The sequence below is a fragment of the Prochlorococcus sp. MIT 0603 genome (assembly GCF_000760215.1).
Classification (GTDB): Bacteria; Cyanobacteriota; Cyanobacteriia; order PCC-6307; family Cyanobiaceae; genus Prochlorococcus_E.
The window spans coordinates 349855-365759 of sequence record NZ_JNAW01000002.1 but is presented as its reverse complement, the minus strand read 5'-3'; the positions used below and the strand labels follow the sequence as shown (position 1 = coordinate 365759).

General features: G+C 36.2%; 17 protein-coding genes and 1 tRNA gene. 10 read left to right on the top strand and 8 right to left on the bottom strand.

The window, feature by feature from the left end; genetic code table 11:
* Positions 1-51: 51 nt before the first annotated feature.
* Entirely contained in the window at positions 52-2430 is a 2379-nt protein-coding gene (gene nrdJ, locus EV07_RS03775; protein ID WP_413293888.1) for a ribonucleoside-triphosphate reductase, adenosylcobalamin-dependent, read from the top strand.
* Between the two features lie 142 nt (positions 2431-2572).
* Entirely contained in the window at positions 2573-2827 is a 255-nt protein-coding gene (locus tag EV07_RS03770; protein WP_036917464.1) for an RNA recognition motif-containing protein, read from the top strand.
* A 57-nt stretch (positions 2828-2884) separates the two neighbouring features.
* On the opposite strand, the gene EV07_RS03765 is transcribed toward EV07_RS03770, so the two are convergent.
* On the bottom strand, positions 2885-3079 hold the full coding sequence (locus EV07_RS03765; protein WP_036917463.1) for a hypothetical protein: 195 nt from the start codon (positions 3077-3079) through the stop codon (positions 2885-2887).
* Between the two features lie 261 nt (positions 3080-3340).
* On the opposite strand from EV07_RS03765, the gene EV07_RS03760 reads away from it, so the two are divergent.
* Positions 3341-3425, top strand: a tRNA-Ser gene (locus EV07_RS03760).
* Between the two features lie 308 nt (positions 3426-3733).
* Here EV07_RS03760 and EV07_RS03755 read toward each other — a convergent pair.
* On the bottom strand, positions 3734-3940 hold the full coding sequence (locus tag EV07_RS03755; protein ID WP_036917461.1) for a hypothetical protein: 207 nt from the start codon (positions 3938-3940) through the stop codon (positions 3734-3736).
* Positions 3941-4207: 267 nt separating this feature from the next.
* Between EV07_RS03755 and EV07_RS03750 the strand changes: the two genes are divergently transcribed.
* Positions 4208-4717, top strand: coding sequence for a VHS domain-containing protein (locus EV07_RS03750; protein ID WP_036917460.1), 510 nt, complete (start codon positions 4208-4210; stop codon positions 4715-4717).
* A gap of 3 nt (positions 4718-4720) precedes the next feature.
* Entirely contained in the window at positions 4721-5101 is a 381-nt protein-coding gene (locus tag EV07_RS03745; protein WP_036917459.1) for a hypothetical protein, read from the top strand.
* 34 nt (positions 5102-5135) lie between these two features.
* On the opposite strand, the gene EV07_RS03740 is transcribed toward EV07_RS03745, so the two are convergent.
* Entirely contained in the window at positions 5136-5612 is a 477-nt protein-coding gene (locus EV07_RS03740; protein ID WP_052043861.1) for a pentapeptide repeat-containing protein, read from the bottom strand.
* A gap of 175 nt (positions 5613-5787) precedes the next feature.
* Here EV07_RS03740 and EV07_RS03735 point away from each other — a divergent pair, with 175 nt between their 5' ends.
* Positions 5788-6090, top strand: a complete 303-nt coding sequence (locus tag EV07_RS03735; protein WP_036917458.1) for a hypothetical protein — start codon at positions 5788-5790, stop codon at positions 6088-6090.
* A 152-nt stretch (positions 6091-6242) separates the two neighbouring features.
* On the top strand, positions 6243-7883 hold the full coding sequence (locus EV07_RS03730; RefSeq protein WP_036917457.1) for a GMC oxidoreductase: 1641 nt from the start codon (positions 6243-6245) through the stop codon (positions 7881-7883).
* Here the strand turns inward: EV07_RS03730 and EV07_RS03725 are convergent.
* Positions 7864-8181: a DUF2811 domain-containing protein gene (locus EV07_RS03725; RefSeq protein WP_081936937.1), complete on the bottom strand. Its 318-nt coding sequence runs from the start codon at positions 8179-8181 to the stop codon at positions 7864-7866. The genes EV07_RS03730 and EV07_RS03725 overlap by 20 nt on opposite strands.
* Positions 8182-8566: 385 nt before the next feature.
* On the bottom strand, positions 8567-9622 hold the full coding sequence (locus EV07_RS03720; protein ID WP_052043860.1) for a sirohydrochlorin chelatase: 1056 nt from the start codon (positions 9620-9622) through the stop codon (positions 8567-8569).
* Positions 9623-9713: 91 nt separating this feature from the next.
* On the opposite strand from EV07_RS03720, the gene EV07_RS03715 reads away from it, so the two are divergent.
* From EV07_RS03715 to EV07_RS03705, 3 genes are all read left to right on the top strand, one after another.
* Positions 9714-10991, top strand: a complete 1278-nt coding sequence (locus EV07_RS03715; RefSeq protein ID WP_036917456.1) for an FAD-binding protein — start codon at positions 9714-9716, stop codon at positions 10989-10991.
* A 29-nt stretch (positions 10992-11020) separates the two neighbouring features.
* Complete coding sequence (locus EV07_RS03710; protein ID WP_036917455.1) at positions 11021-12598, top strand: SulP family inorganic anion transporter; 1578 nt, start codon at positions 11021-11023, stop codon at positions 12596-12598.
* A gap of 147 nt (positions 12599-12745) precedes the next feature.
* On the top strand, positions 12746-13003 hold the full coding sequence (locus EV07_RS03705; protein WP_052043859.1) for a hypothetical protein: 258 nt from the start codon (positions 12746-12748) through the stop codon (positions 13001-13003).
* Positions 13004-13042: 39 nt separating this feature from the next.
* Here the strand turns inward: EV07_RS03705 and EV07_RS03700 are convergent, their stop codons facing one another.
* From EV07_RS03700 to EV07_RS03690, 3 genes are read right to left on the bottom strand one after another with little or no spacing between them, the layout of a single operon-like run.
* On the bottom strand, positions 13043-13612 hold the full coding sequence (locus tag EV07_RS03700; RefSeq protein WP_052043858.1) for an alpha-ketoglutarate-dependent dioxygenase AlkB family protein: 570 nt from the start codon (positions 13610-13612) through the stop codon (positions 13043-13045).
* Positions 13613-13644: 32 nt separating this feature from the next.
* Positions 13645-14538 carry a homoserine O-succinyltransferase gene (locus EV07_RS03695; RefSeq protein ID WP_036917453.1) on the bottom strand — a complete coding sequence of 298 codons (894 nt, stop codon included), beginning with the start codon at positions 14536-14538 and terminating at the stop codon, positions 13645-13647.
* A gap of 19 nt (positions 14539-14557) precedes the next feature.
* Positions 14558-15883: an O-acetylhomoserine aminocarboxypropyltransferase/cysteine synthase family protein gene (locus EV07_RS03690; protein ID WP_036917452.1), complete on the bottom strand. Its 1326-nt coding sequence runs from the start codon at positions 15881-15883 to the stop codon at positions 14558-14560.
* Positions 15884-15905 lie beyond the last annotated feature (22 nt).

Sequence of the window (15905 nt, the reverse complement as noted above, 5' to 3'; positions counted from 1 at the left end):
GTTAATACGGACACTGTCAATGGTGGTAAAGAATACTTGCTAACGCTAGCGATGGCGTTAGCCTTCCTAATACTTACAGCAATAATGATTTTGTCACTAGCAGCTAGCAAACAAGAAATTGAGACTAAGTCTTCAATTGATCAAGAGAATTCGCAGGCCTTCCCTTCAACAGCCCCTGCTGCAAATCCCGTTTTTTATAGGACTTATAGCCGAAAGACACCTTCAGGGCGCGAAAGTTGGGATCAAGTAAGCGGGAGAAATCTACAAGGCCTTTTCGAGTTAGGGAACCTGACCAAAGGCGAAGTGGCCCTAATGGCTCAAATGCAAGCCGAAAAGAAAGCACTACCTTCAGGCCGTTGGCTATGGATAGGTGGAACAGAGTGGATAAATAAAGAAAAGAACTTCTCTGGTGCATATAATTGCACCTCAACAAATCTTGTTGATTGGGAAGCCTTTGGTCTAATGATGGACTTAGCAATGATGGGATGCGGAACAGGAGCAATTATCGAGCCTCATCTAATAAATAAGCTCCCAGTTATTCTTAATCCAATAAAAATAAATTCTGTATCTCAGATAGGAGTAACGCCAGCTGCCAACCGTAGCGATATAACAACCTTAAATATTAAAGGCAATAAAGCATTGATAAAGGTGGGAGATAGCCGCAGAGGCTGGGTAGATAGTTACCAAACTCTTCTTGAACTGAGTAGTGATCCTAATTTCAACGGAAGCACAGTCGAAGTCAATATTGATCTAAACGATGTAAGGCCAGCAGGTGAATCACTAAAAGGGTTTGGAGGAATGGCGAACCCAGTAAAACTAAAAGATTTGTACCCACGTGTAGCGAAGATTCTTTCGCAAGGGCTAGGGAGGCAACTTACTTCTATTGAATGCTGTCTACTTATAGATGAAGCTGCTGTAACTATCGTTGCTGGAAATATTCGTCGAAGCGCTGGAATGCGTCAATTCTCTTCAGATGATTCCCTTGCATCTTCTGCAAAAGAGAACTTATGGCAACAAGATTCAAGTGGAAATTGGCGAATTGACCCTGAGAGAGATGCACTTCGCATGGCTAACCATACGCGTGTCTATCACACTCGTCCAACACTAAAAGAAATAAACGATGCCGTACTAAAACAGTTCCATTCTGGAGAAGGAGCTATTCAATTTGCTCCAGAAGCTATAGCACGTTCGAATTCAGATATTCTTACATCTAAAGAACTTAGGGAAGAATTTATAGAAATCTACTGCGACCAAGGGAAAGAGGAAGCAGCCAAATGGCTTCAAAAGCAATATGGGCCGATAAATTCAATTGAGCTTGAGCATCGTCTAAGTAGATATGGCCTTAATCCATGTGGTGAGATTCTTGGAGCAGATTTTCATTGCAATCTCGCAGAGGTACATTTAAACCAAATAAGCCCTTCAGACAAAGAATCTCAAAACAAAGCTTTTAAAGCTGCAGGTCTATCAGTAGCCTGTCTCTTAAACCATCGTTTTGAAGTAGACCGTTATAGAAATAGTAGAGATTTAGATCCGATTGTAGGAGTTAGCTTCACAGGCTTATTCGACTTTTTTGTTCACGCTTTTGGCACACCATGGCTCAAATGGTGGGAAGCAGGTAGACCCGAATCTGAAGAAGGCAAGGCCTTCAAATCACAAGAAGCAGAGTACTTAAAAGGCTGGAAAGACATAGTAAACAAAACTGTTTGGGAATATTGCGATAAGCACAATCTTCGCAGGCCAAACAGATGCACTACTGTTCAACCTGCTGGAACTAAAAGCCTATTAACTGGGGCAGCCCCAGGATGGCATCCACCTAAAGCACAAAGATTTATCAGAAGAATAACCTTTAGAAAAAGTGATCCTGTAGCAATGGCCTGCATGGACTATGGCTACACGATTGTCCCCTCACAATCTGACAAGGACGAAAACGGCATGCTTCTTGACAACCCATTCGACCCAAGGTGCACTGAATGGCTAGTAGAAATACCTACAGAGGTAAGCTGGGCTAATGTTCCTGGAGCAGACGAGATTGAAATAAACAATTTTTCGGCCCTAGCTCAATTTGATTTCTATATGCAAGTTCAAAGTCATTACACTGAACACAACACATCAGCAACAATTGAATTTAGAAAAAATGAAATAGTTCCCTTGTCAGAAGCAATATATAAAACGATAAAGGAAAACAAAGGCTATATTTCAGCAGCCTTGCTTGCACGATTTGATTCAAATGCAACTTTCCCAAGATTGCCTTTTGAACCTATTGATCAAAAAACTTTTGAGAAACTTCAATCAGAAGTTCTAGAAAGGAGAGTAACTAGTGACTTTTTTGAAGCACTTAGTAAATATGATCAAGGCGAATTAACTGAAGCCGGACCTGCAGGGTGCGACTCTGATAAATGCTTGCTACCACTAGCTCAACCAGAAAACTGACTATAGAAAAGCAACTTATCTATGGAAATATCATAAAAGTGATATCCTTTTTTGTTACAAAGATATAGCAGCAGCGCTGGCAGGTTGTGGATAAATAGCTAATGGTAGAGAAAGGCGAAAACCTTTTTCCCAAGAAATAGAAATGACTTCAACACAAAAACAAATTGAGGTTTTCAATAAAGATACCCATGATGCAATTGTTGATCAATTGAGGGCTTGTCATACACCTGCTGAAATTCTCGCATTTGAGAATTGGTTCAACAAAACTGTTCAGGTAGGGCCTCTTTATTCAGTGATATGCGACTTGCTTAGGAATAGATCTATTTCAAGAGGGACTGCTTCAAAATGGTTTGAAACCCTACTGAAAAATAGAGATGAAAAACTAAAGGATCTATAAAATTTAGAGATATCAAACTACAAATATCAACGTAAAATTAAATTTTAAGCTTTAGAGCTAGAAAGGGAAAGGCCCGGTAGCTCCTGATGATGGAGTAAATCCAGACAAAGCCCATATCCCAAAAGAGAACAATGCGCATCCTATGAAAAACATAAGGTGAGAAATATAGCGAACTTTTTCTTTTTCAGATATTTCACCTGACATAGGCAGATCGCCTAAAAAACGAGATTGATCACTCTTTGAGCTGGCCATGAAAAGTTTGTTAATCTTTTAAATTATGGCACATTCTAACAGCAAATTAGATGAAAATATTTGGCTTGTAACTCATAAAGAAAAGTTTTGCTTGCAAGACTTAGAAATACTCCAAATATTCTATAAGTAAAGGATTTTAGAACACTTTGGATTTGTCATATTTTTTGCTAGTCGTTGGCCTCAGACATAAGGTCACTTCAAACAGGCCAAGTAAGTGGCAGTTGGTAGAATAAAAATGGCAGATAACAAACTGCCCAACTTGGAGGGGTGGTCGAGTGGTTGATGGCTCTGGTCTTGAAAACCAGCGATGTGAGAGCATCCGTGGGTTCGAATCCCACCCCCTCCGCTTCTATAGTTCTAAACACAGAGCTTTTCCAGAAGATAGTACTAATTACTCATTGAATTAATAATTTAGTTCAATGGTTATTAGCTTAAATAACGCTCTAAATAGTTAATGGCAGGTGTTTGCATTCAATTCTAAAACAATCAAGTAATGAGCTATTTAGTTTAACTATTTCCAAAACAATTATTTTGTGATGAATAGCGAATTCGTATGGTCAGTTAACTTAATGGTTGCTCTACTCATTCTTGGGGTCTGCTGGTGTTTGTATTACATATTCACTTATGATAAAAAGAATTCAAAGTGAGATAGCTTTATTCAATTTGAAGGCATGCATAGGTATGAGATCCAGACACCTCGCTCCATTGTTTTCCTAATTGATCACAATCTTCCTTATTATCCATCTCTATTCTTTCTAAGCCAGTCCCCCTTTTTGTAAGTATCAGATAATAGTTCTCTGATAAGACAGCTGTTGGCAAAACAAAAAATACAATTGGGGAAAGAAGCAATAAAGTTTTCATTTAAAAACTATAAAGATGGCAAGCCCATATGAATAACAATAGTTCTAACAAATGAAGGGCAGGTTAAATATTAAAAAACTTTCACCTGGCAAGCAAAAAGCCAGTTAAAAGAAGTCGACTGAACATGAGGTGGGGTGCCAAAAAGCGGTTAGCTAGAAAGAGGGAATAGACACAGCATATACTCTTTATAGAGTTATTTAGAATCTATACTCACTCTGTAGACAATGCATACAGATATTAGTAGAATACATGTAGATCATATTCAGCATGAAAAAGACCTGGAGCGACTTCAGAGACCAATGGATTAAGACCACCTCTCTCCCCGAGGAGACATCGCTATGGGCAATTGAGTCTCTAAATAAAAATGAAAGGGCTATTTATGCTTTAGAAAGCCTAGATCCCAAAATATCTACGAGTGAACTGGACCAGCAAATAAAAGCCACAAGAAAAACTATTAAAGCCGGATTAATTGAAAAAGATAATAGCCTTGACGACCTAAGTTTAAACGCAGCAAATTCATCAAAATTACAAGTATCAGTTCCCTCAAGTCTTAATTACTTAATGAAAGTATGGGCTGCCGCTGAAGGCAGAGACCTTTCAAGTGTTGCATTGCAATGTCTTGAAATTGGGTTAAGAGCGATGAAAAGCAAAGGATCAATTCCAAATGTTGCAATACAAAGATATGATGATGCATGCAAGAAAAGAATAGCTCTGGCTGAAGTTAATAGTATTTGGGAAGAATATGAAACACTATCTGCAAAAAATAACACCTTATAAAAAATGAATTGCAAAATTAAAAAAAAGATTTACCCAAATCCAATAAGAATAAGAGATTATATTTCGAATAAATCTATCAGGAATAATCAATCAAAAAGTTTTATATATGTTTTATTTAGCAATTTAGATAATAAGATAAGAATAGTACTTGAAAAGGAAAGAACGAAGATTGCAATGAACGAATCCTATCAAGCAATAGGGAAGAAACTAGGCTCTGAAAGGGAGTTGAACCTTGTAAAGCTTACATTAAAAGAATTTGGTCATAATTATCTAACCGAAAGTAATAACTATAATTTCAGTAAAAATCTAATCAAGAATCTAAATACTCTTGGATACCTAAACAGTCCAATTGGGAAGTTTAAAAAAGAGTATTATTCTAAATAAACATCAAATTTAACTTAATGCTATTGAATCATTATTAAATGCATTCCAGTGTTTCTTTAGTATCTCTTTGAGTTACTGGATTTACACCAATGGCTATTGAGCATAGATAACGAAGATCTTCATCTCTCAAAATAACATTTGTAAAGTCACTCCCATTAATTTCTACATTATTAAACCTTGCATTAAATGCGAATGCATCCTCTAAAACTGCATTCTCCAGATTAGCTCCATCAAAAACAGCAGAATCTAGAGTTGCATTTTTTAAATTAGTATTTGATAAGTTAGTATTTAATAATTTGGCCCCAAATAGATTTGCTCCTTCTAAATCACTATCGGATAAATCTGCATTCTGTAGATTTGTCAGGTAAAACGTAGCTCCTTTTAAATCTAACTTAGAGAAATCATTGCCTACTAAAGTTTGCTTCCCATAATCAATTGCTGCAAAACCAGGGATTTCAGTAATCAAAAACAAAAATAAAGAAATGAAGAAAAAGAGAATTCTTGATAGCATAGATTACTACTGAATCAATACGAGTGAGATAATTTAATATCAATTAAAAGTAAAACACTCTTCTTTATTTTGTCCAAGCGAAAGTGTTCTAGCTAAAAATTTAATAAAATGTTTCTATTGAATAATAGCTCATTTGCTAAAAGCTAGCTAAAAATAAATAAGCTATTCAAAAAGAGTGTTTTCTTCAATCACTATCAAACATATTCAAGAGATACTTAGTAGATTGTCCAAGGGAAATGGGGTTAGTTTAAATGAAAGAATATATATACAAAAAGCTGCTGATCAAGACCAAAAGGTTAGTTCTTGGTTGAAACAGGCAAAAAGGCTCCAACAAGCTAATGAATGTAATGATGCAATAAGTAAATTATTGAATGAACTAGATCTAGGATCAACTGAAGTAAATCCTATTCATAAGCCTTCTCCTGAAGAGCTAGGCAATTGGTTTTCAGGTGCACCTTCATGGGTTGCAAGAAGCTAAAAGTTTTTCTATTAGTAAAATCTAGCTGGAAAAATCGCTTAGGATATGAACCAATTTCTATGTTTAATCCCTTTTTTTAATAACAATATTTTATCATCTAATGTCATTTCAGATAGTAAAATATAGATTGAATAAAATGTAATATTTAAAATTTGATTAATTATCCGTTCGAAGCTGTAGTAATTGGTTCAGGTGCAACTGGAGGAATAGCTGCCCTTACTCTTGCAGAACTAGGGATAAGAGTTCTCGTTATAGAAGCTGGTCCTAATCTTAATCCATCAGATGCATTAGGTTATGAGCCTCTCAATACATTTAAAAGAATAAAAGGACTTATTAATGGAGAGAATAGTCAGCAAGCACAACATCCTGGCTATTGGAAATCAAACCCTTCTTTATATATAAATGAAAAAGAAAATCAATATTCATATCCTAAAAATCATCCATTTATATGGACACAAGGCAGACAAGTTGGTGGCAGAAGTTTAACTTGGGGTGGTATTACATTAAGACTTTCTCAAAAAGATTTTAAAGCCGCTTCTATTGATGGATATGGTCCTGAATGGCCAATTAATTATTTAGATCTAGAAAAACATTATAATTATTTAGAGAGATTTTTTAAAGTCCACGGAAATAAAGATAATTTAGAGCAATTACCAGATGGTGAATTCATAAAAAATTTACCTTTTACAAATTCGGAAAAAATATTTAAAGAAAAAATATTTAAAGGATTAAACTATAAGATGATTCATTCAAGAGGTTTTGGACCAAGGAAATTAAATGATAATGATTGGCCTACATCAAGTAGCGTAGGAAGCAGCTTAAAGAAAGCCCTTTCAACAGGAAAAGTAGAAATACTATCAAATCATATTGTAGAGCATTTAGTAATGAATAAAAACCAAAATCTAGCAGAAGAAATAGTGATTATTAATAGATTAAATAAAGAGAGAGCAAGAATTAAGTGCAAGCTAATAATATTATGCGCTTCTACAATTCAGACTTTAAAGATCCTCCTAAACTCATCTGAAAATGTCAGGAATAATGGGTTAATTGATCCATCTGGAAAGCTGGGTTGCTATTTAATGGATCATATTTCTACATGTCGTTTTTTTTCTCTTCATGATGACAATCAAATAAATGCTAATGGGAAAAATGAACTCTCAGGCGCAGGTAGTTTCTTTATACCATTTGGATCAAAATTGGATTCGAGTAACACAATAGACTTCATAAGAGGATATGGTCTTTGGGGAGGGATTGATCGTTTCGAGCCACCAGCCCTTCTTAAAAGGAAGCCTAAAACTAAAACAGGTTTCCTAATAGGGCACGGTGAGGTATTGGCATACGAAGAGAATAAAGTAACCCTAACTAATAAATCAGATCAATTTGGCTTGCCCATTCCTCATATAAATTGTAAATGGAAAGAAAATGAATTGAGAATGGTCAATCATATGAATAAAACCATAGAAAAATGCATCTCATGCTCTGGTGGTGAGGTGACCCCTTTCAAAGATCTTGTAAGAATTCCATTTCTATCCCAAATCAGTGAGAAAGCATTTGCATTGCAAAATAGCCCTCCCCCACCTGGGTATTACATTCACGAAGTAGGTGGAGCTCCAATGGGCAGTAAAGAAGATAACAGTGTATTAGATAAATGGAATAGACTTTGGAAATGCAAAAATGTTCAAATTGTTGATGGGGCCTGTTGGCCAACTTCTGCCTGGCAAAGTCCTACATTGACAATGATGGCTATCACCAGAAGAGCGTGTATGCAAGCAATTAAGAATCAGCCATATTAAACAAGTCGTCAAGATACCTCTCGGTTATAGCTCTATCATCACATCCATTTTGAAAAAGAAAGTTTGCCAATGCTGAACTCATTAATCGATATTGGTCCCATTTAGAATTTGTAGAAATAAATTGCTTCATGCCCCTATAGAGCACTTCTGGAATCTCAGTTTCAATGCTAACTGAAGAAGCTATATCTCCAGCCTGTTCTATTTTTAATAAATCATTATCAAGGTTTATTAGAGATTGATCCGAACGAAAGCTTTGCTTTGCTTTTGTATCAATTGCCTTTAATTGTGCTTGATCCATCCTGAGAGCATTCCAAAAATCTTTACCAGACCAATATCTACATAATCGGTCAAATCGTCAAAGGAACAAAAGATTTGATACCAACGAGCGAGACATCGTGAGACTCATTTGCTTGAAAAGGAGTTCGAGGAACATTAAGAAAGCCTGTGGTTATAATCAACAATTATCAAGATCCTAAAGTCGGCATCACAGCAATAAGAAACTCCACAAAAGTAAGTATTTATACTGTTTTCATGCCTAGTCGGTGGAAAAACCTATCAAAACCTGTGGAGAAAACTAGGGAAAAACAATGAATCAATAAAGATAAGCCCTGCTTATATATAACGAGTCTAATGCGACTTACTCAAGAAAGAGACTGTTGAGCCAGCGAGATAAAATATTATTTTTAGATTTGGTCTTGATTTAACGTGCGAAGCGTGACAGGGCCAAAGGGGTGATTGGCATGAGGGTAGTTGCTATGAGAGTGAACATGATCCTTTTGATCAGACAAGCTCAAACCTAAAGACTCACACTTCCCACTACATTCCCCCTCACATAAATCACAGCCATTAAGCAAACCCTCTACATGGTGGTGATGGCTTGACTGAGGCAGCCCTACATCATTTTCAAAGCCCAACAAATTCGATCTGTATTTGCAAAGAGAGCAGTTCATTGCACTATCACCTGAAATAGCCTCACTGATTCTTTCCAAAAAGGTTTCTCTGACTTTTTTATGATTTCCCAAATATCCTGCATGAACAAATTCAACCTCAGGAAAATCCTTAGCAACCAAATCAACAAATCTCCTGATTCTACTTACAAGAACACCTGAGAAGAGAAAATAGGGGAATACAACTATCCTTCTAAAACCTAGTTTCACAAGATGACGCAACCCAGGTTCCACAAGAGGGAACGTAACCCCTGAGTAAACGGTTTCACCCCAAGCGAATCCTAGAGATTCAACAAGCATTCTTGTGATCTTAGAAACATTAGAGTTTGCATCTGGATCTGATGAGCCTCTACCAACAACAACTAAAAGACTCTCATTTAAATTGAAATCATCAATAGGACTAATCGCCTGATTAATTCTTTGCCCAGCAGCACTAATCATAGAATTATCAATACCAAGCTCTCTTCCATATAGAATTTCTATTCCAGTCTTTGCGGCATAAGCGTTCAAAACTGAAGGTATGTCGTTTTTAGCATGTCCAGCAGCAAACAACATTGCAGGTATAGCAATGACCTTCCTAACTGATTGTCGTCTAAGCGTTTCTAAGGCATCAGAAATAATTGGACGAGAAAATTCTAAATATCCATATTCAACCGGAATTGAAGGCAATAAAGACTTTATAGACTGAGCCAATTCCGCAAATTCATTGCATGCATAGACATTTCTACTCCCATGGCCAATAATGAGTATTCCTACATTGGCATCGATTTTATCTAAAAGCCCAGTAATCAAAATCTTATTTCCTTTTTAAAAACAATATCGTGAGAACGACCAAAAATCTAAAAAGAAAGCTAATTAATCTCATATAACAACAATTTTATTCATGCCTAATATTAAAAAGATATTTCCTAATCCACAAGCTCAAGACCTTCAAATTGCTGGAATCTATCAAGATATTGAACCTGATTTATTAAAGCTTATTCAAACAGGTCAGCTAAAACCAAAGCCTCTAATGGTTTGCAGTGGAGGAACTTCAAGCAGTTGTGCCGCAGAAGGGCATTGGACTTTAGACCTAAAAGAGAATTTTCAAGGAATTAACTTTGATCATCAAAAGAAAGAACTGCTAATTCAAGCTGGTGTGAGCATGAAAAAGCTCATTGAGGAAGTAACAACATTTGGTCGATCTTTCCCTATAGGAGTATCTAGCATGACCGGTGTTGGATATATTTTAACAGGTGGGATTAGCCCTTTAAGCAGACGATATGGTTTAGCGATTGATCAGATTTTAGAAATAAGTGGCTTTTGGGGTAATGGCAATGAATTTCATTTATCTAAACCAAATTCATCTATTAATAATAACATTAAAGAATGGAAAGCCCTTTTAGGTGCAGCCCCATTTATTGCAATCGTAACAAGTTTAAAACTAAAAACATATCAATTAAAGCCTCTAGTCTTATGGGAAACATCATTGACACCTATGCAATTATTAAAAACAATTGAACTAGCAGAAAAGTGGCCAAGAAGTATAAGCTTACACTGGGTTTGGGGTGATAGAATAAAAGCTTATGGGGTTTATGAAGTTGATCTAATCAATGGTTCAGATGAGTTCGAAGAACTATTAATTAAATTGCCCAAGTCAAATGATTTCTCTAGATATACAGTATCAAATATGAATGAATTAAAGAATTTTAAACTACCTATAGAAAAAACATCGGATAGTCCAAAGGAATATTCTGAGGTTTTAGGATTACTTGGGCCATCATTAAAGAATAAAGCAAAAGATGTAATTGAAGTTATTAAGAAGTTGATGGATAATAGGCCAAACAAAAGTTCATATATTGCTGCTCAACAGTTAGGAGGAAAAACTTTTGCAAACCAAGATAATATCTCATCATTTATCTATAGAGATTCAATGTGGAAACCTTGGATAACTGGGGCATGGGATGCCGAGGATCCTATTGGAAGAGAAAAGAGTCTTCAATGGATTGAAGAGAGTTGGGAAAAACTTGAAGATTTTTTCCCTGGAGTTCATTTAGCTCAAATACACCCTCATTTAAGTTGGCACAAGAAAGAAATCAATCTTGCCTTTAAAAATTGGTTGCCTGAACTACAGCAATTAAAATCAAAATATGATCCAAAGGGTAATTTGCCACCACTTTGAGATACGGTCTCAAAAGAAATATTCTATTGATGTTAAGTCAAACAAATTCAACTATTTATAAAGAATGGTTTACCAGCCCTAGGAGAGATATTCTATCGGGTCTTGTTGTTGCATTTGCAATGATTCCAGAAGCAATTGCCTTTTCTGGAATAGCAGGAGTAGATCCTCAAGTTGGTCTTTACGGCGCTTTTTGTCTATCCATAACAATTGCCTTAGTAGGAGGGCGATTAGGGATGATCACCTCAGCTACTGGTTCAACTGCACTTCTAATGACAGGCGTTGTAGCCATAGGGAATGCAAAAGGTGATGGTCTAGGCCTTTATTATCTAATTGCAGCAGGACTATTAACAGGTGTATTCCAAATTCTCTGGGGATATTTGCGACTCGCGTACCAAATGCGTTTTGTCCCAACTGGAGTTCTCAGTGGATTCGTTAATGCGCTTGCTTTATTGATTTTTCAGGCGCAACTTCCACAGTTAGGTTTGAATTTTCATTATGGAGAGACAATTACAAAAGGAGAGGGCCATCAAATTCTTCCTGTTGGGATGCAAATACCGATAGTTTGGATATTAGTAATTATAGGATTAATTATTATATATGGCCTACCAAGAATAACCAGATTAATCCCCTCTCAATTGGTTGCAATATTAATTCTAACAATGATAACTATAGCTTTTAATATAGATATACCGACTGTTAAAGACCTTGGTCAATTGCCAACAGGTTTGCCAACTTTTCAGATTCCATTTGGTTCAATTACAGATGGGAAAATACCATTTAGCTTGGAAACATTTGGGATTGTCCTTCCAACTGCCCTTGCAATATCACTAGTAGGGTTGATGGAAACTTTTCTAACTCAGGATATTCTTGATGATATAACGGATACAAATTCAAATAAAAATAGAGAAGCTAGAGGGCAAGGGATTGCAAATATAATCTCTTCATTATTTGGAGGAATGGCAGGTTGTGCACTAGTAGGTCAGTCTGTAATGAATACAGAAAATGGAGGCAAATCTAGACTATCAACATTCTCTTCTGGAATAAGTCTACTGGCGATGATTTTATTATGCAAACCTTGGCTTGAACAAATCCCAATGGCTGCATTAGTTGCAGTAATGATAACTATTGCAGTAAGCACTGCTGACACTAAAGGTTTAAAAAATATTTCCAAAATACCTAGAAGTGACTCTGCTGTGATGCTGATGACTTTTTCCGTGACAATGCTAACTACACCTCATAATCTTGCTTTAGGAGTGATAGCAGGAGTTGCATTAGCAGGAATACTATTTAGCAGGAAAGTAGCCAAAGTAATTAAAGTTTCCTCTAAAATAATTAATGAAAATGAAATAGTATATGAAGTTACTGGGCAGTTGTTTTTTGTAAGTAAAATATATTTCCTACAAGGATTTGACACACATAACCATCCTCAAAAAATAACTATAGATATGAGCAAAGCACATATCTGGGATCAAAGTGGTGTAGCAGCCTTAGATCAAATCATAAGAAAGCTTAGTATTGGAGGATCAAACGTTGATGTAATTGGACTCAATAAAGAAAGTCTTGATTTATTTGATAGATTAGGAGGTCAGGAGCCTTCTCATGGATAATAATTGATCATAGATAAAAGCCTAAAACATAAAGCAAATATGACCTTTATTGCATTTGATACAAATTAATAAAACAATTTACAACTAGGTCACGAAATCCAGCACTTATCAATGTAATACTTTTAACTAGCTATATGTATGAAGCAAATGGCTTACAGTCAAGCATTGGTTTTAGCTGGTGGAATTGCTCATGTTCCTATTCTTATTACAGCCTTAAAATTTGCAGATAGTAAAACTCTTAAGCTAAATAAAACAAAAGCGGCAGCTATACAACTTGAGAAAGAGCAAAAAGCTGCTGAAAAAGCTGCTGCTGATGCCGCTATACAAGCAGAAGCAGACGCTAAGAAAAAAGCAGCAGCAGCAGCAGCCGCTGCCCAATTAGCAGCCGAGCCAGAATCAGAGTAGGGTTTACTTTTCAATGTAATATCAAACCTAATTAATTACTTAATTAGTAAATCTATATTTTCTAAACGTTAAATTTATCCTTATCTGATTTACTCTCATCCTTTTAGGAATTGAGTGAATCCATTCTTCTTGGCAAGGTACTTTCATTATTAGAAGATCGCCATTTTTAATTTCTATACAATGTTTTTCTAGACTATGTTTATGTTTCAAAAAAAAATCTCTTTTTGCTCCTAATGATAAAGATGCAATAGGTTTTGATTTGTCTAGTTCATATTCATTATCAGCATGCCAGCCCATATAATCTTGACCATCACGATATAAATTAAGTAAACATCCATTAAACTCTGTCTTGCAATAATTTTGGACATCCTTTAACAATGGGGTAAACCAATCTGGAAATCCTTTACCAATATGCTTTGTTCCACTATAACTATAAGTAATTCCTTTAGTTCCTAAAAAGGAAGTTAAACGAGGTGATAAATATTCCTTGCCAAAAACTCTTAATTTAGTTTGCTCCCATTGGATTTCATCTAATAACTGATTAATTAGCTTTTTTGAGTTTTTAGTACTAATCCAACTATGGATTAATATTAAAGGTATATTAGACAAGTTTAAAATCGAGATTATTGATGTAAATCAGTCTAATTATTTAGACTTACTCTTTGATAACAGAACCAAAGCCATTGTTGAAACATTAAATTACGATGTGAGCGCCATGGAGTTTGGGGTTTATTTGCATTGAAGTTATCTGGAGGAGGAACATCACCTCTCAATTTATCTCTTTCCATCTCAGAAATTAACCTCCCAACATTATATTCAGGATGACCTAAATGCATAAGCTGACGTTGATCAGTGGTTTCAAAAATTGTATATCCAACTTTTTCACCATAGGAAAGCAACCTCAATAAGCCTTTCTCTTGGGCTTTTTCCATTTCATCATCTGGCAAGCCTGCATGTCTACTTTGTGGACAAAAGAAAGTATCGTCTTGAGTACCCATTATTGGGTGAGCAGGTATAAGGCTCTTCATGGGATACACCCCAAAAAGCTTCCTGTCAAAGACTTTCTTATCAACACCAGCAAGATAGGCCAGTGCAAAGCCTGCCCAACATAGACCTAATGTACTTGCACATCTCATTCGAGCCTCTTTAATTAGTTCAACTAATTCCGGCCAATATTTAACATCTTCAAAAGGGAGGTGTTCAACTGGAGCACCAGTAATTATTAGTCCATCTAAAGGCGAAGGTGACATTGCCTCATCCCATCCAACATAATGTTCTGATAAATGATGTAAGTCCCATGTTTTATAACTATGTGTAGTTAAACGAATCCAAATTGGTTCAATTTGTAAGGGTGATAAGCCTAATGGGTGAAGAAGATTAAATTCATATTGCTTTCCTAAAGGCATGATATTAAGTATTCCAATCCTTAGTGGTCTTATATCTTGTCTCTTCGCTAGCTCTGGCTCAATCCAAGAAATGTGATTACGCTCAACAGCAGAGATTTTGTGATAACCACGCGGCAAAATCAGAGCCATTAAAAATCTCCTATGATCATCAAATTTTATCTAGAGCTTTAGAAAAGTCTTCCTTAATATCATCAATATGCTCTAACCCGACTGATACCCTCACCATTGTAGGAGTCACCCCTGCAGACTCTTGTTCTTCTGGAGAAAGTTGCTGATGAGTTGTAGATGCTGGATGAATTACTAATGTCTTTGCGTCACCAACATTTGCAAGGTGACTTGCAAGTTCTAATGAATTTATGAATAAAACCGCATCATCATATCCTCCTTTTAAAGAGAACATCAACATGCATCCCATACCTCTGCCAGTAAGATATTGCTTTGCTCTTTGGTGATAAGGATCAGAGGGCAAGCCAGGGAAATTAACGCTTGAAACCTTGGGGTGGTCATTTAGCCATTTAGCTAAATTCATTGCATTAGAAGAATGTCTTTCTATTCGTAAGCTCAGAGTTTCTAAGCCTTGAAGCAATAAGAAAGAGTTAAAAGGACTTAAAGCAGGGCCCCAATCCCTTAAACATTCGAGCCTGGCTCTTAAAGCAAAAGCTATATTTCTTTCTTCTGGTACCCCTAGCATTTTACAAATATCACTACCAAAGCCAAATGCTTCCCAATGGATTAAACCATGGTAAGCAGCACTTGGCTGAGACATCAATGGGAATTTCCCATTGCCCCAATCAAATGTCCCACCATCAACAATGACGCCTCCTAGGCTTGTTCCATGCCCCCCTATCCACTTAGTAGCGCTTTCAACTATTACATCTGCACCATGATCAAATGGTCTAATCAAGGCACCTGCACCACCAAGGGTATTATCAACAATTAAAGGTATGTTTTTGGACTTAGCTAAATCAGAAAGAGCAACAAAATCCGGGATATTAAATCTAGGATTACCCATAGATTCAACATAAATGGCTTTGGTTTTTGAATCTATTTGAGAAGCAAAGCTATCAATCTCATCACCACTTGCAAATTTAACATTAATTCCTAAACGAGGAAATTGCACTTTAAATTGATTATATGTGCCTCCATAGAGGAATGAAGTAGAAACAAAATTATCTCCAGCTTGCATACAATTAGCTATAGCTAAAAACTGAGCTGATTGGCCAGAGGCCGTAGCTAGTGCTGCCACACCTCCTTCAAGAGCTGCAATCCTTTTTTCAAAAACGTCAGTTGTAGGATTCATCAATCTGGTATAAATATTTCCAAATTCTTTTAGGCCAAATAAATTAGCTCCATGTTCTGCATCATTAAAAACATATGAGCTTGTCTGATAAATAGGAACTGCTCTTGAATTGGTTGCTGGATCAGCTTCCTGACCAGCGTGTAACTGAAGAGTTTCGAAGTGATGTGAAGTCAATGAACTTTTATTTTATATACAT

Bases quoted from the DNA above. Each gene is read 5' to 3' on its own strand.
- nrdJ (WP_413293888.1), top strand. From the start codon at position 52: ATGGCGTTAGCCTTCCTAATACTTACAGCAATAATGATTTTGTCACTA.
- EV07_RS03770 (WP_036917464.1), top strand. From the start codon at position 2,573: ATGACTTCAACACAAAAACAAATTGAGGTTTTCAATAAAGATACCCAT.
- EV07_RS03765 (WP_036917463.1), bottom strand. From the start codon at position 3,079: ATGGCCAGCTCAAAGAGTGATCAATCTCGTTTTTTAGGCGATCTGCCT.
- EV07_RS03755 (WP_036917461.1), bottom strand. From the start codon at position 3,940: ATGAAAACTTTATTGCTTCTTTCCCCAATTGTATTTTTTGTTTTGCCA.
- EV07_RS03750 (WP_036917460.1), top strand. From the start codon at position 4,208: ATGAAAAAGACCTGGAGCGACTTCAGAGACCAATGGATTAAGACCACC.
- EV07_RS03745 (WP_036917459.1), top strand. From the start codon at position 4,721: ATGAATTGCAAAATTAAAAAAAAGATTTACCCAAATCCAATAAGAATA.
- EV07_RS03740 (WP_052043861.1), bottom strand. From the start codon at position 5,612: ATGCTATCAAGAATTCTCTTTTTCTTCATTTCTTTATTTTTGTTTTTG.
- EV07_RS03725 (WP_081936937.1), bottom strand. From the start codon at position 8,181: ATGGATCAAGCACAATTAAAGGCAATTGATACAAAAGCAAAGCAAAGC.
- EV07_RS03715 (WP_036917456.1), top strand. From the start codon at position 9,714: ATGCCTAATATTAAAAAGATATTTCCTAATCCACAAGCTCAAGACCTT.
- EV07_RS03710 (WP_036917455.1), top strand. From the start codon at position 11,021: ATGTTAAGTCAAACAAATTCAACTATTTATAAAGAATGGTTTACCAGC.
- EV07_RS03705 (WP_052043859.1), top strand. From the start codon at position 12,746: ATGGCTTACAGTCAAGCATTGGTTTTAGCTGGTGGAATTGCTCATGTT.
- EV07_RS03695 (WP_036917453.1), bottom strand. From the start codon at position 14,538: ATGGCTCTGATTTTGCCGCGTGGTTATCACAAAATCTCTGCTGTTGAG.